This window comes from Streptomyces sp. SudanB182_2057, assembly GCF_964272715.1.
GTDB lineage: Bacteria > Actinomycetota > Actinomycetes > Streptomycetales > Streptomycetaceae > Streptomyces > Streptomyces rubradiris.
Genome location: NZ_OZ186798.1, coordinates 6283398 through 6304704, shown reverse-complemented (window position 1 = coordinate 6304704; position 21307 = coordinate 6283398). Strand labels below are relative to the sequence as shown.

The 21307-nt window shown below is 73.6% G+C and carries 19 protein-coding genes; 10 read left to right on the top strand and 9 right to left on the bottom strand.

Going from position 1 to position 21307, the window contains the following annotated elements:
• Positions 1-196: 196 nt before the first annotated feature.
• A complete protein-coding gene (locus ACSURM_RS27945; RefSeq protein ID WP_436958556.1) occupies positions 197-1417 on the top strand; it encodes an MFS transporter in 1221 nt (406 codons plus the stop codon).
• Between the two features lie 103 nt (positions 1418-1520).
• Here ACSURM_RS27945 and ACSURM_RS27940 read toward each other — a convergent pair whose 3' ends face one another.
• Together ACSURM_RS27940 and ACSURM_RS27935 are read right to left on the bottom strand one after the other, a co-directional pair.
• A complete protein-coding gene (locus ACSURM_RS27940) occupies positions 1521-2684 on the bottom strand; it encodes a hypothetical protein (protein ID WP_436958555.1) in 1164 nt (387 codons plus the stop codon).
• Positions 2681-3622, bottom strand: coding sequence for a 5-dehydro-4-deoxyglucarate dehydratase (locus tag ACSURM_RS27935; protein ID WP_436958554.1), 942 nt, complete (start codon positions 3620-3622; stop codon positions 2681-2683). Before ACSURM_RS27935 ends, ACSURM_RS27940 begins: the two co-directional genes overlap by 4 nt.
• 240 nt (positions 3623-3862) lie before the next feature.
• On the opposite strand from ACSURM_RS27935, the gene ACSURM_RS27930 reads away from it, so the two are divergent.
• The 7 genes from ACSURM_RS27930 (at position 3863) to ACSURM_RS27900 (ending at position 11215) form a co-directional block, all read left to right on the top strand.
• The gene (locus tag ACSURM_RS27930) at positions 3863-4672 is read left to right on the top strand and encodes an NAD-dependent epimerase/dehydratase family protein (RefSeq protein ID WP_436958553.1); all 810 of its coding nucleotides are present in this window, start codon (positions 3863-3865) and stop codon (positions 4670-4672) included.
• A 285-nt stretch (positions 4673-4957) separates the two neighbouring features.
• Entirely contained in the window at positions 4958-5728 is a 771-nt protein-coding gene (locus tag ACSURM_RS27925; protein WP_436958552.1) for a DeoR/GlpR family DNA-binding transcription regulator, read from the top strand.
• 92 nt (positions 5729-5820) lie between these two features.
• Positions 5821-7188, top strand: coding sequence for an ABC transporter substrate-binding protein (locus tag ACSURM_RS27920; protein ID WP_436958551.1), 1368 nt, complete (start codon positions 5821-5823; stop codon positions 7186-7188).
• On the top strand, positions 7185-8120 hold the full coding sequence (locus ACSURM_RS27915; RefSeq protein WP_436958550.1) for a carbohydrate ABC transporter permease: 936 nt from the start codon (positions 7185-7187) through the stop codon (positions 8118-8120). Before ACSURM_RS27920 ends, ACSURM_RS27915 begins: the two co-directional genes overlap by 4 nt.
• On the top strand, positions 8117-8941 hold the full coding sequence (locus tag ACSURM_RS27910; protein WP_436958548.1) for a carbohydrate ABC transporter permease: 825 nt from the start codon (positions 8117-8119) through the stop codon (positions 8939-8941). Before ACSURM_RS27915 ends, ACSURM_RS27910 begins: the two co-directional genes overlap by 4 nt.
• On the top strand, positions 8938-9927 hold the full coding sequence (locus ACSURM_RS27905) for a zinc-dependent alcohol dehydrogenase family protein (protein ID WP_436958547.1): 990 nt from the start codon (positions 8938-8940) through the stop codon (positions 9925-9927). The genes ACSURM_RS27910 and ACSURM_RS27905 overlap by 4 nt, the downstream gene beginning before the upstream one ends.
• A 97-nt stretch (positions 9928-10024) precedes the next feature.
• The gene (locus ACSURM_RS27900) at positions 10025-11215 is read left to right on the top strand and encodes a TerD family protein (RefSeq protein ID WP_436958546.1); all 1191 of its coding nucleotides are present in this window, start codon (positions 10025-10027) and stop codon (positions 11213-11215) included.
• A gap of 60 nt (positions 11216-11275) precedes the next feature.
• On the opposite strand, the gene ACSURM_RS27895 is transcribed toward ACSURM_RS27900, so the two are convergent.
• The 4 genes from ACSURM_RS27895 to ACSURM_RS27880 all read right to left on the bottom strand — a co-directional run bounded on the left by ACSURM_RS27895 (position 11276) and on the right by ACSURM_RS27880 (position 16112).
• Positions 11276-12100, bottom strand: coding sequence for a S1 family peptidase (locus ACSURM_RS27895; RefSeq protein ID WP_436958545.1), 825 nt, complete (start codon positions 12098-12100; stop codon positions 11276-11278).
• Between the two features lie 133 nt (positions 12101-12233).
• Positions 12234-12809: a TetR/AcrR family transcriptional regulator gene (locus ACSURM_RS27890; RefSeq protein WP_436958544.1), complete on the bottom strand. Its 576-nt coding sequence runs from the start codon at positions 12807-12809 to the stop codon at positions 12234-12236.
• A 102-nt stretch (positions 12810-12911) separates the two neighbouring features.
• A complete protein-coding gene (locus tag ACSURM_RS27885) occupies positions 12912-14363 on the bottom strand; it encodes an alkaline phosphatase PhoX (protein ID WP_436958543.1) in 1452 nt (483 codons plus the stop codon).
• 315 nt (positions 14364-14678) lie between these two features.
• A complete protein-coding gene (locus ACSURM_RS27880; protein WP_436958542.1) occupies positions 14679-16112 on the bottom strand; it encodes a hypothetical protein in 1434 nt (477 codons plus the stop codon).
• Between the two features lie 268 nt (positions 16113-16380).
• Here ACSURM_RS27880 and ACSURM_RS27875 point away from each other — a divergent pair, with 268 nt between their 5' ends.
• A complete protein-coding gene (locus tag ACSURM_RS27875; protein WP_436958541.1) occupies positions 16381-18204 on the top strand; it encodes an endonuclease/exonuclease/phosphatase family protein in 1824 nt (607 codons plus the stop codon).
• 71 nt (positions 18205-18275) lie between these two features.
• Here ACSURM_RS27875 and ACSURM_RS27870 read toward each other — a convergent pair whose 3' ends face one another.
• Positions 18276-18911, bottom strand: a complete 636-nt coding sequence (locus ACSURM_RS27870) for a DUF3618 domain-containing protein (RefSeq protein ID WP_436958540.1) — start codon at positions 18909-18911, stop codon at positions 18276-18278.
• A 104-nt stretch (positions 18912-19015) separates the two neighbouring features.
• Positions 19016-19180: a hypothetical protein gene (locus tag ACSURM_RS27865; protein WP_436958539.1), complete on the bottom strand. Its 165-nt coding sequence runs from the start codon at positions 19178-19180 to the stop codon at positions 19016-19018.
• 149 nt (positions 19181-19329) lie between these two features.
• Between ACSURM_RS27865 and dapA the strand changes: the two genes are divergently transcribed.
• Positions 19330-20241, top strand: a complete 912-nt coding sequence (gene dapA / locus ACSURM_RS27860) for a 4-hydroxy-tetrahydrodipicolinate synthase (RefSeq protein WP_436958537.1) — start codon at positions 19330-19332, stop codon at positions 20239-20241.
• Between the two features lie 53 nt (positions 20242-20294).
• Here the strand turns inward: dapA and dapD are convergent, their stop codons facing one another.
• Positions 20295-21281, bottom strand: a complete 987-nt coding sequence (dapD, locus tag ACSURM_RS27855; RefSeq protein ID WP_189752301.1) for a 2,3,4,5-tetrahydropyridine-2,6-dicarboxylate N-succinyltransferase — start codon at positions 21279-21281, stop codon at positions 20295-20297.
• Between the last annotated feature and the right edge of the window lie 26 nt (positions 21282-21307).

Genomic DNA, 21307 nt, shown 5'->3' with positions numbered 1-21307 from the left:
TGTTTCGTCAATGCTTCTGGCAAAGGAAGTTGCGGGGGCGCGGGTTCCGGTTCGTCGGGGCGGGGGCGGCCCGGTGACTCCCCACGGGGCACCGGAACCGCCTTAGTCCGGCCCCCGGCTCCTCCCTGTACGCGCCCCCCGATCCGGGGCATTCTCCCGATCCCCCGCCCCTGCCTTAGGCCCACGATGGGCGGGCATGACGACTTCTCCGACCGTGTTCCGTGTGCTGCGGGACCGGGACGCCGGGCTGTATCTGGGGGCCGTGGTGGTGTCCGGGTTCGGCACCTCCTCCTTGTGGCTGGCCTCGGGGGTGTGGGTGAAGGACATGACCGGCTCCGACGCCCTCGCCGCGCTGTGCATGCTCGCGATGTGGGCGCCCTCGCTCGCCGGTCCCGCGCTCGGTACGCTCGCCGACCGGATGCGCCGCAAGCCCCTGCTGATCTGCCTGAATCTGGGCCTCGCCGCGCTGCTCCCGGTGCTCTTCGCCGTCGACTCCCCGGACCGCGTGTGGCTGCTGTACGCCGTGCTGCTGGTGTACGGCGCCGCCGGCACCGTCCATGACGCCGCCGAGTCGGCGCTGGTGACCACCGTGGTCGGCACCGGCCTGCTCGGTGACTTCAACGGACTGCGGATGACGGTCACCGAGGGCATGAAACTCGTCGCCCCGCTGACCGGCGCGGGCCTGTACGCGGCCTGGGGCGGCCCCGCCGTGGCCTGTCTGGACGCGGTCAGCTTCGTGCTCGCGGCCGGGATGTGCGCCCTGCTGCGGGTCCGCGAGGAGCGGCCCGTGCGGTCGGGCAAGGGCTGGTGGCGCCAGACCGCCGAGGGCACCCGCCACCTGTGGGGGCACCCGGATCTGCGCCCGCTGGTCCTGGCGGGCGGCCTGACGATACTGTTCACCTCGCTCGCGAGTACGGCGGTGTACGCCGTGGTCGACCGCCTCGGCCACTCCCCCGCCTATCTGGGCGTGCTGTACGCCGCCCAGGGCGCCGGCTCGGTGGCGGCCGGGCTGCTCGCCGGGCCGGCGCTGCGCCGGCTGGGCGCGCGGCGGCTCGCGGCGGCCGGGATCGCGCTGACCGCGGTCGCGGCGGCGGCGCGGGCGGTGCCGTGGGACCCGGTGGCCCTGGCGTCGAGCGCGGCCGGCGGGCTGGGCCTGCCCTGTGTGCTGATCGCCGCGCTCACCGCCGTGCAGCGGCGCACGCCGGGGCCGCTGCTGGGCCGGGCGACGGCGACCGCCAACACGCTGATGTTCACGCCCACGGCGGTCGGGCTGGCCGCCGGGGCCGGCCTGGTGGGACCGGCCGGCCCCGGGCTGCTGCTGCCGCTGTGCGGCCTGGCCCTGCTGGCGACGGCCGTCCCGCTGCGGAAACGGCCGCCCGCCCCGGCGGAGTCCCCGGCCGGCGCGGACCTCACCTGACCCCCTCCGCAGGGTCCCCGGCCGGCACGGACCTCACCTGACCCCCGGCGCAGTCCCCAGGCGGCGCGCCGGCCTCACATGCCCACTTCGGCGGCAGCCCCCCTCAGCGGGCCGCCAGCCCCGCGCGCACCGCGGCCAGGTCCTCGTCCGAGGCCAGCCCGGCGTGGTACAGCCGCAGTTCGGTGGCGCCCTCGGCACGCGCGCGTGCCGCGTCCGCCGCGAGCGTGCCGGGGCTGCCGCCCATGCCGGTGACGACGGTGAGGTTGGCGGCCAGCACCGTCCCCTGGCGCGCCTCGGCGGCGAACGGCGCCAGCGCGGCCGTACCGCCGGTGCAGGGCACCACGACGCCGTCGGCCACGGACAGGATGTGGGCGGGGTCGACGCCCGCGTTGGCGCCGCAGTGGTAGGAGACCGGGTCGGCGTGCAGCAGCACCCGGAAGCCGCGCGGCGCGGCGGCGCGCACGGCGGCGACGGCCTCCTCCTGGAGGGTGCGGGCGGTGGTGTCCCGCCACGCGCGCGTGGCCGCCGCCGTCTCCTCGCCGAGCAGCTTCTCCACCGTCGGCCACCCGGTGTCCTCGGCCGTGCCCCGCCACAGCGGCTCCAGCGCCCCGCGTACGGCCGCGGCCAGCGCGTCGGCGTCCAGGCCCTGTCCGCCGTACCCGGACCGGCAGGACGGGCAGAAGCACAGGGACATCAGGTACTGCCCGGCCTCCCCGAGGGGCACGCCGGCGGTCTTGTCGTGGGCGTGCAGGTGCTGGAACCCGTACCAGCCCAGGGACTCCAGTTCGGTGCCCCGCGCGCCGGGGCGTACGGCGGCCTCGGCGGCCAGGTCGGTCAGGTACGCGCGGGTGCCGGGCTGGGCGACGCAGGGCGCCCACGGGTAGCGGTCGCCGTAGGCGTTGACGACGGAGGTGTCCGGGTGCTCGGCGCCCATGCGGGAGTTGTGGGCGAGGACGACCCAGGTGTGCACCTCCAGGCCGGCCGCGGCGAGGGCCTCGGCGGCTTCGGCGTAGGCGTCGCCAGGGGCCCAGCGGCCGGCCGGGTAGGGGCGCAGGCCGCGGCCCGCCCAGCGGTCGCCGGGCGGGTAGAGGACGGCCGCGTACTCGGCGGTGACGACCCGGTGCCGCGGGTGGCGGGGGGTCAGCGCGCGGGTGGAGTGGTAGGCGGCGGCGAGGGTGACCTGCTCGACGCCGAGCCCGGCGACGCGCGCGGGCGCCTCCGGGTCGCCGTTGACGTCCCAGGGGTAGACGAACGCCGAGGCCCTCACGCGTCCCCCTCCAGCAGCGCCTGGCCGCGCTCGATGAGCCGGGCGAGCTGTTTGACGTGGTCGTCGGCCGGCTCGTGCAGCGGGGGCCGGACCTCGCCGACGTCCAGTCCGCGCAGCCGTACGCCCGCCTTGACCAAGGAGACGGCGTAGCCGCGGCCCTGGGCACGCAGGTCGGCGAACGGGCCGTAGAAGCCGTCCAGGAGGCGGTGCGCGACGGGCAGGTCACCGGTGCGCAGGGCGCGGTGGAAGGCGAGGGCGATCTCGGGGGCGAAGCAGAACACCGCCGAGGAGTACAGGGTGATGCCGAGCGCGCGGTAGGCGAGCTGGGTCTGCTCGGCGGTGGGCAGACCGTTGAAGTACAGGAAGTCGCCGGGGACCTCGGTGCGGACGGCGCTGACCACGCGCTGCATCAGGTCGAGGTCGCCGAGGCCGTCCTTGAGGCCGATGACGCCCTCGGTGCGGGCGAGTGCGACGACGGTCTCCGGGGTGAAGACGGCGTTGTCGCGCTGGTAGACGATCACCGGCAGGGCGGTGGCCGCGGCGACCTCGCGGTAGTGCCGCAGCAGGCCCTCCTGGCCGGCGAGCACCAGGTACGGCGGCATGGCCAGGAGGCCGTCGGCGCCCGCGGCCTCGGCGAGCCGGGCGTAGCGGACGGCGAGGGCGGTGCCGTATCCGGCGCCCGCGACGACCGGGACGCGTCCGTCGGCGGCCTCGACGGCCGCGCGGACGCAGGCCTCGAACTCCTCCGGCAGCAGCGCGTGGAACTCCCCGGTGCCGCAGGCCGCGAAGACGGCGGCGGCACCGGCCTCGACGCCCTGGCGCACATGGGTGCGGTAGGCGTCCAGGTCGAGCGAGCCGCCCGGGCCGTAGGCCGTGACGGGGAAGAAGAGCGGCCCGCGCGGGTCGCGGAGCCGGGCGGCGAGAGGGGCTGGCGTCACAGGCGCTCCCTGTCGGTGCATGTTTCTGATCACTGTCTATATCTCTGAACAGCCTCACGCTAAGGGCCGCAATTGCGGCGGGTCAAGCCGGAGTACGGGCAACAGAGCAGCGGATTTCCCCCTGGCGGGGCACACTTGACGGGGCACGGCACCCCTCCCTAGCGTGTCCACGCATGTGAACCTTGTCCATGCATGCGGCCGTTGAGGACACCGGTTCCCTGAGACCAAGGAGATCGAAGGATGCCCGCTCCCCGCACCGTCCTGCTCACCGGCGCCGCCGGCGGGCTCGGCACCCTGATGCGGTCCCTGCTCCCTGAGTACGGCTACGCACTGCGCCTGTTCGACGTGCGCCCCATCGAGGGCGAGCCGGACGCCGTCACCGCCGACCTCACCGACAAGGACGCGCTGCGCGAGGCGGTGCGGGGCGTGGACGCGGTGCTGCACCTCGCGGGCATCTCCCTGGAGGCGCCCTTCGAGAAGATCCTCCGGTCGAACATCGAGGGCACCTACAACCTGTACGAGGCCGCGCGCCAGGAAGGCGTCGGGCGGATCGTCTTCGCCTCCTCCAACCACGCCGTCGGCTTCACCCCGGCCCCGCGCGCGGGCGAGCCGCTCATCCCGGTTGACACCCCGCGCCGCCCGGACACCTTCTACGGCCTGTCGAAGTCCTTCGGCGAGGACCTGGCCCAGTTCTACTGGGACAAGCACGGCCTGGAGACCGTCTCGGTGCGCATCGGCTCCTGCTTCCCGGAGCCCTCCAGCGTGCGCATGCTCTCCGTGTGGATGAGCCCCGCCGACGGCGCCCGCCTCTTCCACGCGGCCCTGACCGCCGAGGGCGTCGGCCACACGGTGGTCTACGGCTCCTCCGCCAACACCCGCCTGTGGTGGGACCTGAGCAGCGCCCGGGCGCTCGGCTACGACCCCCAGGACGACTCCGAGCCGTACGCGGCCAAGCTCATCGCCGAGCAGGGCGAGCTGGACCCGGAGAACCCGGCCCACGGCCGCCTGGGCGGGCACTTCGTCACCGAACCCCCGATCTGGCCGTACTGAGAACCGGACGGCCGCCGGACGACTCCCCCGGCGGCCGGAAACCGACGTCCACGCGCGCGGGCGGGCACCGAACGGGCCCGCCCGCCGCCGTGTCCGGGCATCCGCGGTGCCCGCATCCACCCCGCACCGCACGGCCGCGCAGGTCCGCCGCGGGCACACCCCGGGCGAGGCGGGCGCGAACGGGCAGCATCGGGCCCGCGACAGACCTGGTCAGCGCCGCGCACCGACGGTAGAACTTCCCCCATGGGCCCGAACGGGCAACCCCACACGGAGGCGGGTGACGACATGGGCACGTGGACCGCGGAGGCACGCCGGCGCGAGATCGTGCGGGCCGCGCGCGCCACCGGCTCGGTGGACGTCTCCGTCCTCGCCGCCGAACTCGGCGTGGCCAAGGAGACCATCCGCCGCGACCTGCGGGCGCTGGAGGACCACGGCCTCGTCCGCCGCACCCACGGCGGCGCCTATCCGGTGGAGAGCGCCGGCTTCGAGACGACGCTCGCCTTCCGCGCCACCAGCCGGGTGCCCGAGAAGCGCCGGATCGCCGCCGCGGCGGCCGGGCTGCTCGGGGAGGCCGAGACGGTCTTCGTCGACGAGGGCTTCACCCCGCGGCTCATCGCCGAGGCACTGCCCCGGGACCGGCCGCTGACCGTCGTGACCGCCTCCCTGCCGGTCGCGGGCGCCCTCGCGGAGGCCGACGAGGTGTCCGTGCTGCTGCTCGGCGGCCGGGTCCGCCCGGGCACGCTGGCCACCGTCGACCACTGGACGACGAAGATGCTGGCCGGCTTCGTGATCGACCTCGCCTACATCGGGGCCAACGGCATATCCCGGGAGTACGGACTGACCACCCCCGACCCGGCGGTCAGCGAGGTGAAGGCACAGGCCGTCCGGGCCGCCCGCCGCACCGTCTTCGCGGGCGTGCACAGCAAGTTCGGCGCGGTCAGCTTCTGCCGGTTCGCGGAGGTCGGCGCGCTGGAGGCGATCGTGACCAGCACCCTCCTGCCGTCCCCCGAGGCCCACCGCTACTCCCTGCTGGGCCCCCAGGTCATCCGGGTCTGACCACCCGCCCGCCCCGCCTCCCGCCCCGGCCGCGACACCCCTTCGTACGCCCTTTATCCACCCTTTTCCACCCTTCTATCCAGGAGCGATCCATGCGCACCCCGAGCCGACGGAGGCCGCGAGCGGCGCTCGCCGTGGCCGCCGGGACGCTGCTCGCCCCGCTGCTGTCCGGCTGCTGGGCCGGTGCGGGCGGGTCCGGTTCCGGCGGCGACGCCATCAACGTCCTGATGGTCAACAACCCGCAGATGACCGAGTTGCGGAAGCTGACCGCCGCCCACTTCACCCGGGACACCGGCATCAAGGTCAACTTCACGGTCCTGCCGGAGAACGACGTCCGCGACAAGATCAGCCAGGACTTCGCCAACCAGGCCGGCCAGTACGACGTCGCCACCCTGTCCAACTACGAGATACCGATCTACGCCCGCAACGGCTGGCTGCACGAGATGGACTCGTACGTGGCGAAGGACCCCGGGTACGACCAGCCGGACATCCTGCGGCCCCTGCGCGAGGCCCTCACCGGCGCCGACGGCAAGCTCTACGGGCAGCCCTTCTACGGCGAGTCGTCCTTCCTGATGTACCGCAAGGACGTGTTCGCGGCGAAGGGCCTGACGATGCCCGCCCGCCCCACCTGGCGGCAGGTCGCCGAACTGGCCGCGAAAACGGACGGCGCCCGGCCCGGCATGCGGGGCATCTGCCTGCGCGGACTGCCCGGCTGGGGCGAGCTGACGGCACCGCTGACCACCGTCGTGAACACCTTCGGGGGCACCTGGTTCGACAAGGACTTCAAGGCCCGGCTCAACTCGCCCGCCTTCCGCGAGGCGACCGAGTTCTACGTCGGCCTGGTCCGCCGGCACGGCGAGTCCGGCGCCGCCCAGTCCGGCTTCGCCGAGTGCCTGAACAACATGACCCAGGGCAAGACCGCCATGTGGTACGACGCCACCTCCGCGGCCGGCCTGCTGGAGGCGGAGGGTTCCCCGGTGCGCGGCAAGCTCGGCTACGCCCCCGCGCCCGTGGAGCGCACCGGCTCCTCCGGCTGGCTCTACACCTGGGCCTGGGGCATCCAGCAGTCCTCCCGCAACCCGGACAGGGCCTGGAAGTTCGTCTCCTGGGCGTCCGGCAAGGGCTACGAACGGCTGGTCGGCGAGACCAGCGGCTGGGCGAACGTCCCCGCGGGCAAACGGGCCTCGACGTACGCCAACCCCGACTACCGGGCGTCCGCCGCCGCCTTCCAGGACATGACCAGGAAGGCCATCGAGAGCAGCCGCCCGGACGACCCCGGCGTCCAGCCGCGCCCCGCGCCCGGCATCCAGTTCGTCGGCATCCCCGAGTTCACCGATCTGGGCACCAAGGTCTCCCAGGAGATCAGCGCGGCCATCGCCGGACGCCGGTCCGTCGCCTCGGCGCTGCGCGAGTCCCAGCGGCTCGCCGAACGGATCTCCGAGGAGTACGAGGGACGATGACCGCGACGACCGCGCCCCTGACCCGCACCCCGGAGCGGGCCGCCCGGCGGCCTCCGGCCCGGCTGCGCGCCTGGGCCACCCGGGCCCCGCTGCTGCCCGCCCTGGTCTTCCTGATCGCCGTCACCCAGCTGCCGTTCGTGGCCACGCTGGTGATCTCCTTCTTCGACTGGAACGCCCTGTATCCCAAGGCCCGCCGCTTCACCGGCCTGGACAACTACCGCCAGGTCCTGACCGACGCGGACCTGCGCCACTCGGTGTGGACGACCGTGCTGCTCACCGCGGCGGTGGTGCTGGCCAGCCTGGTCCTGGGACTTGTGCTGGCGCTGCTGCTGGACCGCCGGTTCCGCGGCCGGGGCATCGTGCGCACCCTGCTCATCGCGCCGTTCCTGGTGGTGCCGGTGGCGGCGGCCCTGCTGTGGAAGCATGTGCTCTACAACCCTGAATACGGCTTGTTGAATGGCTTGTCGCACTATGTGGGCGGCCCACAGCCCGACTGGATCTCCCGCACCCCGCTGCTCGCCGTCGAGGCCTCCCTGGTGTGGCAGTGGACGCCGTTCATGATGCTGATCCTGCTGGCCGGGCTGCAGAGCCGGGACCAGCAGCAGGTCGAGGCGGCCCGGGTGGACGGCGCGGGCGACTGGCAGATCTTCGTCCACCTCACGCTGCCGCATCTGCGCCGCTACCTCGAACTGGGCGCCCTGCTGGGCTCGATCTACATCGTGCAGAACTTCGACGCGGTGTTCACGATCACCTCCGGCGGCCTGGGCACCGCCAACCTGCCCTACACCGTGTACCAGAGCTTCTACCAGGCCCACGAGAACGGCCTGGCCTCCGCCGCCGGGGTGCTGGTGGTCATCGGCTCGCTCGTCATCGCGACGTTCGCGCTGCGCGTGGTGTCGTCGCTGTTCCGCGAGGAGGTGTCCCGCGCATGAGGGCCCTACGCCGCCACGGGCCGGGCCTGCTGGCCTGGTTCGCCGGGATCGTGTTCTTCCTGCCCATCGCCTGGATGGCGCTGACGTCCTTGCACTCCGAGGCGGACGCGGCGGCCAACCCGCCGTCCTTCACCGCCGCCCTGACCCTCGACGGCTACCGCGAGTTCTTCGGCAGCGACGGCGGCGCGAGCCCGTGGCCCGCGCTGGCCAACTCCGCGGTGGCCTCGGTCGCCTCGACCCTCCTCGTGCTGCTGCTGGCCCTCCCGGCCGCCTACGCGCTGTCGATCCGGCCGGTGCGCAAGTGGACGGACGTGCTGTTCTTCTTCCTGTCGACGAAGATGCTGCCGGCCGTGGCGGGCCTGCTGCCCGTCTACCTCTTCGCGAAGAACGCCGGGCTGCTCGACAACATCTGGCTGCTGGTCGTCCTGTACACCTCCATGAACCTGCCGATCGCGGTGTGGATGATGCAGTCCTTCCTCGCCGAGGTGCCGGTCGCGGTCATCGAGGCGGCCCGGGTCGACGGCGCCCGGCTCCCGGTCGTCCTCACCCGCGTGGTGGCCCCGATCGCCCTGCCCGGCATCGCCGCCACGGCCCTGATCTGCTTCATCTTCAGCTGGAACGAACTGCTCTTCGCCCGGGTCCTGACGGGCGTGGTCGCCGAGACCGCCCCCGTCTTCCTGACCGGCTTCATCACCAGCCAGGGCCTGTTCCTGGCGAAGGTGTGCGCCGCGTCGCTCGTCATCTCCCTGCCGGTGCTCGCCGCGGGGTTCGCCGCCCAGGACAAGCTGGTCCAGGGCCTGTCGTTGGGAGCCGTGAAATGAAGGCCGCCGTCATCGAGTCCGTGGGCCGCGCCGTCGTCACCGAGGTCCCCGATCCGGTGCCGGGACCCCGCGAGGTCGTCGTCGAGGTGGCCGCCTGCGGCCTGTGCGGCACGGACCTGCACATCCTCCAGGGCGAGTTCGCGCCCGAGCTGCCGATCGTGCCGGGGCACGAGTTCGCCGGCGAGGTGGTCGCGGTGGGCACCGGGGTCACGGAGCTGTCGGCCGGCGACCGGGTCGCCGTCGACCCCTCCCTGTACTGCCACGAGTGCCGCTACTGCCGTACGGGCCACAACAACCTCTGCGAACGCTGGGCGGCGATCGGCGTGACCACGGCCGGCGGCGCGGCCCGGTACGCCGTCGCCCCCGTGGCGAACTGCGTACGGCTGCCCGAGCACGTGCGCACCGAGGACGCGGCCCTGGTGGAGCCCCTGTCCTGCGCGGTCCGCGGCTACGACGTCCTGCGCTCCCGCCTCGGCGCGCATGTGCTGATCTACGGCTCCGGGACGATGGGCCTGATGATGCTGGAGCTGGCCAAGCGGACCGGCGCGGCGAGCGTGGACGTGGTCGACGTGAACCCCGCCCGGCTGGAGACCGCCCGCCGGCTCGGCGTCACCGGCGCGGCGGACAGCGCGGACGAGCTGGACCGGCCGCAGGGCTGGGACGTGGTCGTGGACGCGACCGGCAACGCGGCGGCGATCCAGGACGGCCTGGGCCGGGTGGCGAAGGCGGGCACCTTCCTCCAGTTCGGCGTGGCGGACTACGCGACCCGCGTGTCCATCGACCCGTACCGGATCTACAACCAGGAGATCACGATCACCGGTTCCATGGCCGTGCTGCACAGCTTCGAGCGGGCGGCGGAACTGTTCGCGAACGGGGTGCTGGACCCGGAGGTCTTCATCAGCGACCGGGTCCCGCTGGAGCGCTACCCGCAGGCGCTGGAGCAGTTCGCGGCGGGCGTGGGGCGGAAGATCGTGGTGGTGCCGTAGGCCCTGTCGTCGGTCGGGCCGGGTGGGCCGTTCGGCGGGTTCCGGCCGGTAAGGGAACGGTAAAGCGGTGTCGTTCGTTCTACCCGGCATGACAGCTATGACCCCAGGCTCGAACATCCCTCTGCCGACCGCGCGCGTGACGGTGGACGTCTCCGCCCCGGTGCGGCTCGACGTGTCGGGCCTGCTGCTCACCGGCGACGGCAAGGTGCGATCCGACGACGACTTCATCTTCTACAACCAGCCGAGCGGCCCGGGCGTGACCTACCGCTCGGGCGGCGGTACGGCACCGGACGCGGTCACGGTGGACACCGCCGCCGTCCCGCCGGAGATCGAGAAGATCGTCGTCACGGCCAGCCCGGACGCGGCCGGCCAGACCTTCCAGGGCATCGAGCCGACGGCCACGGTCCGGGACGCGGACGGCGGCACTGTGCTGGCGACGTTCACCCCGCCGCGGCTCGGCACCGAGACCGCGCTGGTGATCGTGGAGATCTACCGCCGGGGCGGCCAGTGGAAGGCGCGGGCCGTCGGCCAGGGGTACGCCGACGGACTCGCGGGCATCGCGACCGACTTCGGCGTGACGGTGGAGGAACCGGCGGCAGCGCCCGCTCCGGCGGCCCCCGTGGCCCCGCCGCAGCCGGTGACCGCACCGCCCGCACCGGCCGCCCCGCCGCAGCCGGTGGCCCCGCCGCCCGCACCGGTGCCGGGCGCCGGGAAGATCAACCTGGACAAGGGCCGGGTCAGCCTCCAGAAGAACCAGACGGTGTCCCTGGTCAAGGGCGGCCGGCCGGTGCTGTCCCAGGTGCGGATGGGCCTCGGCTGGGAACCGGCGTTCCGGGGCAGGGACATCGACCTGGACGCCTCGGTCATCGCCTACGGTCCGCAGCGCAACCACATCGACAGCTGCTACTTCGGCAACCTGGTGATCCTGAACGGCGCGATCCGGCACTCCGGTGACAATCTGACCGGCGAGGGAGGGGGCGACGACGAGGTCATCACGGTCGACCTCGGCCGGCTGCCCCAGGAGGTCACCGGCCTGGTCTTCACGGTGAACTCCTTCTCCGGCCAGAAGTTCACGGAGGTCGCCAAGGCGTACTGCCGTCTGGTCGACGCGGCGACGGGCGAGGAGCTGGTCCGCTTCGACCTCACCGCGGCGGAGCCCCGCACGGGCGTCATGATGGCCAAGCTCATCCGCCAGTTCTCCGGCGAATGGGACATGACGGCGATGGGCGACTTCGTCAAGGCCCGCACGGTGCGCAACATGGTGGACCCGGCGGCGAAGGCGCTGTAGTTCCGGCCCGCCCCGGGGCGGCACCCCCGCCGCCCCGGCCGGCCCCCGCCGCGTCCCGGATCAGCCCTTGCGGCCCGCCACCTCGCGGATCCAGCCCGCGTAGGCGGGCGCGCTGGTGTAGAGCCCCGGACCCTCGCTACAGCGCACGCCCGGGGCGCCCGGACCCGAGGTGACACCGATGAGTTCCCAGCGCCCCCTCCGGTCCCGCCGGAGCTGGGGGCCGCCCGAGTCGCCGTTGCACGCCATGGCCCCGGGCACCTGGCTGACCGTGCACAGGCGGGTCCGGTCCGCGTAGCCCGGCGCGCACTCGGAGACCGCGCCCCTGCGCGTGTCGAGTTCCTGGAGCCGGTCGGGGAAGACCCACCGGGCGGGGTCGGGTGTGTCGTCGACGGTGCCGAATCCCAGGAGCCGGGTCGGGGTGCCGGGCCGTCCCGGCTCGTCGGCGACGCGGACGGGCCGCTCCGCGACCGGGCGGTTCAGGCGGATCAGGGCGATGTCGTCGCGGTTGGGGGCGGTGCCCTCGCCGTTCCGGTAGCCCGGGTGGGTCACCTTCTGCGTGACGGACCGGACCGTGCCCCCGGAGTTCTTCCACGCACTGCCGATCCGGACGGTGCCGTCCAGGGTGACGAGCCTCGGGTCCACGCAGTGGGCGGCCGTGAGCACCCACTCCGAGTCGATCAACGATCCCCCGCAGACACCCTTGAAAGCGGGGTCGTCCGCACCCGTCACCGGGATCGACACCATGAACGGGTAACGCTGGGTGGAATCCTCCCCGTTGACGACGGCTTCGGCGTTGCTGGTCAGCACGGCGGCGCACGCCGCTCCCGCCAGGACCACCGCGAGGGTGCGCGCCACCGTGCGGCGCGAGGACTTCAGGCTGAACACTGGTTCTCCGATCGGACGAGCATGAGCGATGCGCCCAGCCTCCGCGAACGAGAGCCAGTGATCCATCCGGCCAGCGGGCCTGTACGGGGTGGGGAGGGCCCCAGGGCGGCAGCCGGCCCGCGCCCCCGCCCGGTCAGCGGCGCACCGGCCCCAGCCCCTCCCCCAGCAGGCGCAGATAACGGCGGATCTCCTTCTCCCCCGCCCCCGCCAGCTCCACCGCCGAGGCCACTCCGTGGACCAGCCGCAGCACCTCGATCGGCTCGACGTCCCTCCGCAGTGCCCCGGCCTCCCGCGCCGCCGCCACCAACCGCGTTCCGGCCCCCTTCACCACGGCCCCGCACACGGTCAGCGCGGCCGGACCGCCGTCGGTCACCGCCGAACCCAGCAGCGCCTTCATCCCGCGCACCTGGATCGTGCCGACCGCCAGCTCGTACAGCCACTCCGCCAGCGCCTCCCCCGGCGCCAGCTCCCTCGCCAGCTCGTCGGCGCGCGCCCCCAGCGCCTCGACGCGGTCCACGTACGCCGCCTCCAGCAGTGCCTGCCGCGTCGGGAAATGCCGGTACAGCGTGCCCGAACCGACCCCCGCGCGCTTGGCGATGTCGTCGAGCGACGCGTTCTCCCCGTGCTCGGCGAAAGCCTCCGCCGCCACCTTCAGCAACCGCTCGTAGTTGCGCCGAGCGTCCGCGCGCATGGGCCTGCCCTGCGTCATCCACCCACTCCTCGCCGACCGGGGACCCTCTCCGCATCTTATCGAGCACAAAAGGAGAGGGTCCCCGGTCGCCGGTCCCGGTCACGGACCGGCCGGGCGAGGTCAGCGCCGCTGCCGCTTCCAGGGCCCGGTGATGGCGAGCATGATGCCGGGCGTCTGGATGTTGGCGAACAGGGTCCGGCCGTCGGGCGAGAAGGTGACACCGGTGAACTCGCTGTACTCCGGCTCCTCCGGGGTGCCGATGTTCAGCTCGTTGCGGGCGATCGGGTAGGTCCGGCCGCTCTCGGTGGCGCCGAACAGGTGCTGGACGCCCTCGCCGTCCTCGGCGATGACCAGGCCCCCGTAGGGGGAGACGGTGATGTTGTCGGGGCCGTCGAAGGCGCCGTCCGCGGCCGGGTCCTGGTTCACCCCGAGCAGCACCTTCAGGGTCAGAGTGCGGCGCTTGGGGTCGTAGAACCACACCTGGCCGTCGTGCTGGGCCGGGCTCTCCTGGCGGGCGTAGGAGGAGACGACGTAGACGCCGCCGTCGGCCCACCACATGCCCTCCAGCTTGCGGGCGCGGGTGACCTGGCCGTCGGTGAACTGCTTGCGCACCGAGACGGTCCGGGCGTCCCGGTCGGGCACGTCCACCCAGTCCACGCCGTACACGGTGCCGGTCTTGGTGGCACGGGCCAGGTCGTCCACGTACCGGCCGCCGGAGTCGAAGCACTTGAAGGCCTGGAGCACACCCGCGTCGTCGGCGAGGGTGCGCAGCTTGCCGCGGCCGTGCCGGAAGCCGGTCGGCGGGACCCAGCGGTAGAACAGGCCGTTGGGGCCGGAGGCGTCCTCGGTGAGGTAGGCGTGGCCGCGCTTGGGGTCGATGACGACGGCCTCGTGGGCGTAGCGGCCGAACGCCTTGACCGGCTTGGGGTCGCGGTTGGCCCGGCGGTCCTCGGGGTCGACCTCGAATACATAGCCGTGGTCCTTGGTGAAGCCGTTCTTCCCGGCCTTGTCCTCGGTCTCCTCGCAGGTCAGCCAGGTGCCCCAAGGGGTGCTGCCGCCCGCGCAGTTGGTGGCGGTGCCGGCGATGCCCACCCACTCGGCGACCTCGCCGCCCCGGCGGACCTCGACCACCGTGCAGCCGCCGGCCGCCGCCGGGTCGTAGACCAGGCCCTCGGCGAGCGGCACCGGGTGCGGCCACTGGGCTCGGGCGCCGGCCAGCTCGTGGTTGTTGACGAGCAGGGTGGTGCCGCGCCGGCCCTCGAAGGTGGCGGTGCCGTCGTGGTTGGACGGGGTGAACTCGCCGGACTCCAGCCGGGTACGGCCGCTGTAGGTGATGACCTCGTAGCGGAAGCCGACGGGCAGGGCCAGGATGCCGTCCGGGTCGGGGATCAGCGGGCCGTAGCCGACGCCGTGGTGGTGGCCCCCGTGCGCCGGGGCGGCCCCGGCGCTCTCGGTCTCCGTGGCGGCAAGGGCGTTCGGCGCGGTGGCGAGGGCGCCGACGCTGCCCGCCAGGGCGACCCCGGCTCCGGTGAGCGCGGATGTCCTGGTGAAGTCCCTGCGGGTGAGCGACATGGTGTCTCCTGTGACGACGGTTGCGGTGTCGTGGAGGGTGGGGGGCCTCGGTACGGCGCTCACGCTCCCGGCCACCCGTGAACGGAAGTTGAACACCGGACCACCACCGTGGCGCCTGTTCCATGAATCCGTATGCCACAGACCAAGACCGCGTACAGCACGACGCCCCAGGTCGGAACCGGTGCGACGAACAGCGCCCCGAAGGGGCGCGGGGAACTGCGCGACCAGCCCACCACAACCCGCGGCCGAACACCGGCCCGCGGCCCCGGGCCCGGGGACCGGGCCCACGCCCGCCCCGTCACCACCCCCCGGCGTTCACCCCCCGTGCTGGGAGCGCGCCTTGAACGCCGCCTTCCGGGCCTCCTTGGCCACCTTCTTGTCCGGGTGCAGCCGGCCCATCGCGTCCAGCACCTCGGCGGTGGCGGGATGGTCCACCCGCCAGGCCGCCGCGAAGAACCCGCTGTGCTGGGCGGCCAGCCCCTCCACCAGGGCGCGCAGCTCCTCGGAGTTGCCCTCGGCCGCCAGTTGCGCGGCCAGCGTGTCGACGGTCAGCCAGAACACCAGCTCCTGGGAGGGCGCCGGCACCCCGGCGGCCCCCCGCTCGCTCAGCCACACCCGGGCCAGCCCGCCCAGCTCGGGGTCGTCCAGCACCTCCCGCAGCGCGGGTTCGGCCTCGGCGCCCACCAGCGACAGCGCCTGCTGGCAGTGCAGCCGGCGCAAGGGGCCCCCGGCGTCCGCGCCGCGGGCCGCCGCCAGCAACTCCCGCGCCGCCGCGAGCGGTTCGCGGCGGGCGAGCCACAGCTCGGTCTCGGCGCGGGCGGCCGACTGCCCGAACCGGGCGGTGCCGTCGAGCAGCGCGTCCGCGCCCTTGTCGGCCAGCTCGCCGACGACGGGCGCCTCGAACCCGGCCTCCAGCAGCCGCGCCCGCAGCCCGTACACGCCGAGCGGGGTGAGCCGGACCATGCCGTAGCGGGAGACGTCGGTGTCGTCCACGGGCGCCGCGGGCTCCTCGTCGGCGTCGGCCATCAGCGCCTCGTCCACCGGCCGGTACGCCACGAGCCCGGCCGGCTCCAGCGCGCGGAACTGGTCGTCCAGCCGCATCATCGCGTCGGAGACCTGCTCCAGTAGGTCGTCGGTGGGCTCGTCCATGTCGTCGGGGTCGTCGGGCACCAGCATGGAAGCGGCGAGGGCGGGCAGCGGTACGGCGCCCTCGCCGGCGCCGTCCTCACCGACGGTGAGCAGATAGAGGTTGCCGAGGACGCCGTCGAGGAAGTCGGCGTCCGCCTGCGGATCCCAGTCGAGCGACGCGAAATCGACCCTGCCGCTGTCGTCCACGGCGTCGGCCAGGTCATCCAGGTCGGGCACGGCCGCGTCGGCGAGGACGGTCTCCAGCGCGGTGAGCCACACCGCGAGCACATCGCGCGGGGAGCCGGTGAGCAGGGCCAGGTTCTCCCCCGCCCGGACCGTGCCGACCTCCTCGTCCACGATCTCGACCAGGCCCGCGTCCACGGCGACCCGCCAGGCCTCGCTGGCGTAGGCGGCGGCGTCGTCCCCGGTCAGGCCGAGCAGGGCGGCGGCGGCCGGCAGCTGCTCCTCGACCAGGGTGCCGCCCGCGTCCACCCGGGTGTCCGGCCCGGCCCAGCGGGCGAGGCGGGCGGCCCGGGACAGCAACGGCGTGGACAGCGCGGCACGCGCCAGCTCCGCTTCGGGGTGCAGCCGCGCGGGCGGCAGGGGGGAGCTGTCTGACATCGGCTGGTTCTCCTCGGACCGAGAAACGGGCTCAGCCGCTCAGCCTAGACGGATTTCCACCCATGCCGCCCGGTTCATCTCTCCGTAAGCGGCCGGCCATGGCCGAAACCTTGACAACTCCCCGGAACAGGCAGGAGATTGACGCGCGTAGAAGTTCGGGGGACAACTGTTCACTCGGCGCTACGCGTGTCACAGGGGGCACACGCGTCCCCCGCGGTCTCCGTTCCGTCCTCGTCCCGGCGCTCACGCACGTCCCGGAGGGAATCCCTTGCCGAGCAGGTCTTCCGCGCGCCTCGCCGCGCTCACCGTCGCCGCCGTCTGCGGCGCGGCGTCCGCCGTCGTCCTCACCTCCCCCGCGCACGCCGACGCGGTGCGCGTCCACGACATCCAGGGCACGACCCGGATATCGCCGTACGCCGGGCAGAAGGTGACGGACGTGCCCGGCATCGTCACGGCCACGCGGACCTACGGCTCCTCCCGGGGCTTCTGGCTCCAGGACGCGGCCCCGGACGCCGACCCGGCCACCAGCGAGGGCGTCTTCGTCTTCACCAGCTCCACGCCGAAGGTCGCGGTCGGCGACGCGGTGACGGTGACCGGCACGGTCACCGAGTACGTCCCGGGCGGTGCCTCGTCCGGCAACCAGTCGCTGACGGAGATCACCAAGCCGCAGGTCACCACCGTCTCCACCGGCAACCCGGTCCCGGCGCCGGTCGTGATCGACGAGGACACGGTGCCGGACGCCTACACGCCCGAGGGCGACCCCGCCGCGGCGGGCTCGATCAACGGGCTCGCCCTGGACCCGTCGGCATACGCCCTGGACCGCTACGAGTCCCTGGAGGGCATGAACGTCCAGGTCGCCGACGCCCGCGTGGTCACCGCGACCGACGCGCACAGCGAACTGTGGGTCACGGTCAAGCCGTGGGAGCACCGCAGCCGCCGGGGCGGCACGGTCTACGGCTCCTACGACTCCCAGAACACCGGCCGGCTCCAGATCCAGTCGCTGGGTTCCGCCGCCGACTTCCCCAAGGCGGACGTCGGCGACCGCCTCTCCGGTACGACGACCGGCCCGCTGGACTTCAACCAGTACGGCGGTTACACGCTGGTCGCGAGCGGCCTCGGCACGCTGGAGAAGGGCGGCCTGGAGCGCGAGACCACCCGCGCGCAGTCGGGGCGCGAGCTGGCGGTGGCCACGTACAACGTCGAGAACCTCGACCCGTCGGACGCCACCTTCGAGCAGCACGCCGCCGCGATCGTGCGCCACCTGAAGTCGCCGGACATCGTGTCCCTGGAGGAGATCCAGGACAACAACGGCGCGAAGAACGACGGCACGGTCGCCGCGGACCGGACCGTCACCAAGCTGATCGACGCCATCGCCGCGGCGGGCGGCCCGGTCTACGACTGGCGCTCGGTCGATCCGGTCGACGGCCAGGACGGCGGCGAGCCCGGCGGCAACATCCGCCAGGTGTTCCTGTTCAACCCCGAGCGGGTCTCCTTCACGGACCGCCCGGGCGGCGGCCCGACCACCGCCACCGGTGTCACCAAGGTGCGCGGCAAGGCCCGGCTGACGGTCTCGCCGGGCCGGATCGACCCGGCGAACGCGGCCTGGAGCAACAGCCGCAAGCCGCTCGCGGGCGAGTTCGTCTTCCGCGGCAAGACCGTCTTCGTGATCGCCAACCACTTCAACTCCAAGGGCGGCGACCAGGCGCTGACCGCGCAGTACCAGCCCCCGGTGCGCGGCTCGGAGATCCAGCGGCACGCCCAGGCGACGGCGGTGAACGCGTTCGTCAAGGACATCCTGGCGGCGCAGAAGAACGCGGACGTGATCGCGCTCGGCGACATGAACGACTTCGAGTTCTCCGGCACCACGAAGATCCTGGAGGGCGACGGCGCGCTGTGGTCGGCGATCAAGTCCCTGCCGAGGAGCGAGCGTTACACCTATGACTACCAGGGCAACCAGCAGGTCCTGGACCAGATCCTGATCAGCCCGGCGATCCGCCGCGGCGGCTTCGAGTACGACAGCGTGCACATCAACGCGGAGTTCCACGACCAGATCAGCGACCACGACCCGCAGGTGCTGCGGCTGCGTCCCTGACCCCGGGAAACGACGGCGGGACCGGCCGGGCGGCGCGCCCGGCCGGTCCCGCCGTTTCGCGTGTCAGCGGCTCACTGTCCGCCGCGGTCGACGCGGCGCCAGACCACGGCCACGCCGACCAGCGCGGCGCCCGCCGCGCCCGCGAGCATCGCCGGCCGGGGGTGGCGCAGCGCGGTGCGCACGGCCTTGCGCACCGGCCTGGGCAGCCGCAGGTCGTGCTGCGCGGTGTGTCCGGCGTGCACCGCCCGGTCCCGCAGCACGTGCCGACTGTGTCCGGCCCGCTCCTGCATCAGGTGGCCGGCCCTGGTCATCCGCTCCTGTGCGTCGTGCCCGGCCCGCACGGCCCGGTCCTGGAGCAGATGCCCGGCCTTGGCCGCCCGGTCCTGCATCCGGGCGCCCGCCCCGGCGGCCCGGCCCTGCACGAGGTGTCCCGCCTTGGCCGCCCGGTCCTGCACCAGCTGTCCCGCCCGGGCCGCCCGGCCCTGGGCGCCGTGCCCCGCGTGGGCGGCGCCGGAACGCAGCTGCACGGTCATGGCGCCGGCCTTGTCCCTGAGGTCCGCGGCGCGCGTCCGGGCCCGGCCCGTGACATCGGCGCGGCCCGTCAGCCGGCCGACGGTGCCACCGAGCCGGCTCCGGGTCTGTTCCATCTGCCGCAGCAGCTCGTCGGGGCCCTTGGCGCCCGAGCCGCGCGGGTTCCTGTGCCTCATCGGTGTGCCCTTTCCCTGATCGCGTCCCCGGTCGCGGCGGCGTCCGCCAGGATCCGCCGCGATCGGTTCCGTGCGGATCGTCCGGGTACCCGGCCCGGGGGCGCTCACCCCTGTGCGCCGTCGCCCGCCCCGCGCTCGCCGCGCCGGGCGAGTTGGGGCTGGAACCAGTCGAGGCGGGCCTCCAACAGGGAGGCGCCTGCGACGAGTTCGGTCACACCCGGCCCGGCATCGGAGGCCAACTCGGCGGAGCCGGGGCGCCCGGTGCCCACCCAGCCCTGTGTCCGGCCAGCCGGGCGAACTCTGCGCGGGTGCCGTCCCGGCAGTCTCGTCGGACACCCGGAACCTCTCAGCAATGCTTACCCATATATCGTAGGAGAATTAAGTAGAGCTTCACGGAGGTGCCGTCGAGACTACCCCCATGACGAGCACCCGCACGCCCCCGCCCTTCGGCCGTACCCTCTGCGCGATGATCACGCCGTTCACCGAGGACGGGGCGCTCGATCTGGACGGCGCCCGGCGGCTGGCCGCGCACCTGGTGGCCGAGGGCTGCGACGGCCTGGTGCTGAACGGCACCACGGGCGAGTCGCCCACCACCACCGACGAGGAGAAGACCCGGCTGGTCCGGGCCGTGCGGGAGGCGGTCGGCGACCGGGCGGCGCTGGTCGCGGGCGTGGGCTCGGCGGACACCCGGCACACGGCGGAGCTGGCCCTCGCCGCGGGGAAGGCGGGCGCGGACGGCGTCCTGGTGGTGACGCCGTACTACAGCCGGCCCCCGCAGGAGGCCGTGGCGGCCCACTTCCGGCAGGTCGCCGACGCGAGCGAGCTGCCGGTGATGCTGTACGACATCCCGGGCCGCACCGGCACCCGGATCGAGCCCGAGACGCTGATCCAGCTCGCGGAGCACCCGCGGATCGTGGCCGTCAAGGACTGCTCCTACGACTTCCTCGGCGCCCAGAAGGTGCTGGCACAGACCGAGTTGGCGTACTACGCGGGCTGCGACGAGCATGTGCTGGCGCTGTACGCGGTCGGCGCGGCGGGCTGTGTCAGCACGGTCGCGAACGCCGTACCGGCGCACATCGCCGCGATCCCGGCCGCGTTCGACGCCGGCGACACCGCGCGGGCGCGGCGACTCCAGCTGGCGGCCACGCCGTTGATCGAGGCGATGATGGGCGCGGGCCTGCCCGGCACGGTCACCGCGAAGGCCCTGCTGGCCCGGCTCGGCCTTCCGGCGGGCCCGGTCCGCGCTCCTCTGCTGCCCGCAGACCGTCACACGACCGACGACCTGCTGTCCCGCTACGAGGCGCTGCGGGCGGCCCGGTCCGCCGCATGACGCGGCGCCCGCCACCCCACGGTGGCGGGCGCCGCGCCGGGTGCGGCGGGGTGTCAGTTGTGGCTGTGCAGGATGTCGTTCAGGCCGCCCCAGACCGCGTTGTTCGGGCGGGCCTCGACCGCGCCGGTGACCGAGTTGCGGCGGAAGAGGATGTTGGAGGCGCCGTTCAGCTCGCGGGCCTTGACGATCTGGCCGTCGGGCATGGTGACGCGGGTGCCCGCGGTGATGTAGAGGCCGGCCTCGACCACGCACTCGTCGCCGAGGGCGATGCCGATGCCCGCCTCGGCGCCGATCAGGCAGCGCTCGCCGATGGAGATGACCACGTTGCCGCCGCCGGACAGGGTGCCCATGGTGGAGGCGCCGCCGCCGATGTCCGAGCCGTCGCCGACCACGACGCCCGCGGAGATCCGGCCCTCGACCATGGAGGTGCCGAGCGTGCCGGCGTTGAAGTTGACGAAGCCCTCGTGCATGACCGTGGTGCCGGCGGCGAGGTGGGCGCCGAGGCGGACCCGGTCGGCGTCGGCGATGCGCACGCCCTTGGGGACGACGTAGTCCGTCATGCGCGGGAACTTGTCGACCGAGGTCACCTGGAGGTGCAGGCCCTCGGCGCGGGCGTTCAGCCGCACCTTCTCGATGTCGTCCACCGCGACCGGGCCGAGCGAGGTCCAGGCGACGTTGGCGAGGAAGCCGAACTGGCCCTCCAGGCTCAGGCCGTGCGGCTTCACGAGCCGGTGGCTGAGCAGGTGCAGGCGCAGATAGACGTCGTGCGCGTCCACCGGCTTGTCGTCCAGCGACGCGATGACCGTGCGGACCGCGACCACCTCGACGCCCCGGCGGGCGTCCGGGCCGGTCGCCGCGGTGGCGCCGCCGCCCAGCAGCTGAGCCGCCTGTTCGGCGGTCAGCCGCTCGGTGCCGGCCGGGCCCGGCTCCTCGACCAGCTCGGGGGCCGGGAACCAGGTGTCGAGAACGGTGCCGTCGGAGGCGATCGTGGCGAGGCCGGCGGCGACGGCGCCGGTGGTACGGGTTGCAGACTCGGTCATGGAGGAAAACCTAACGTGGGCGGGGT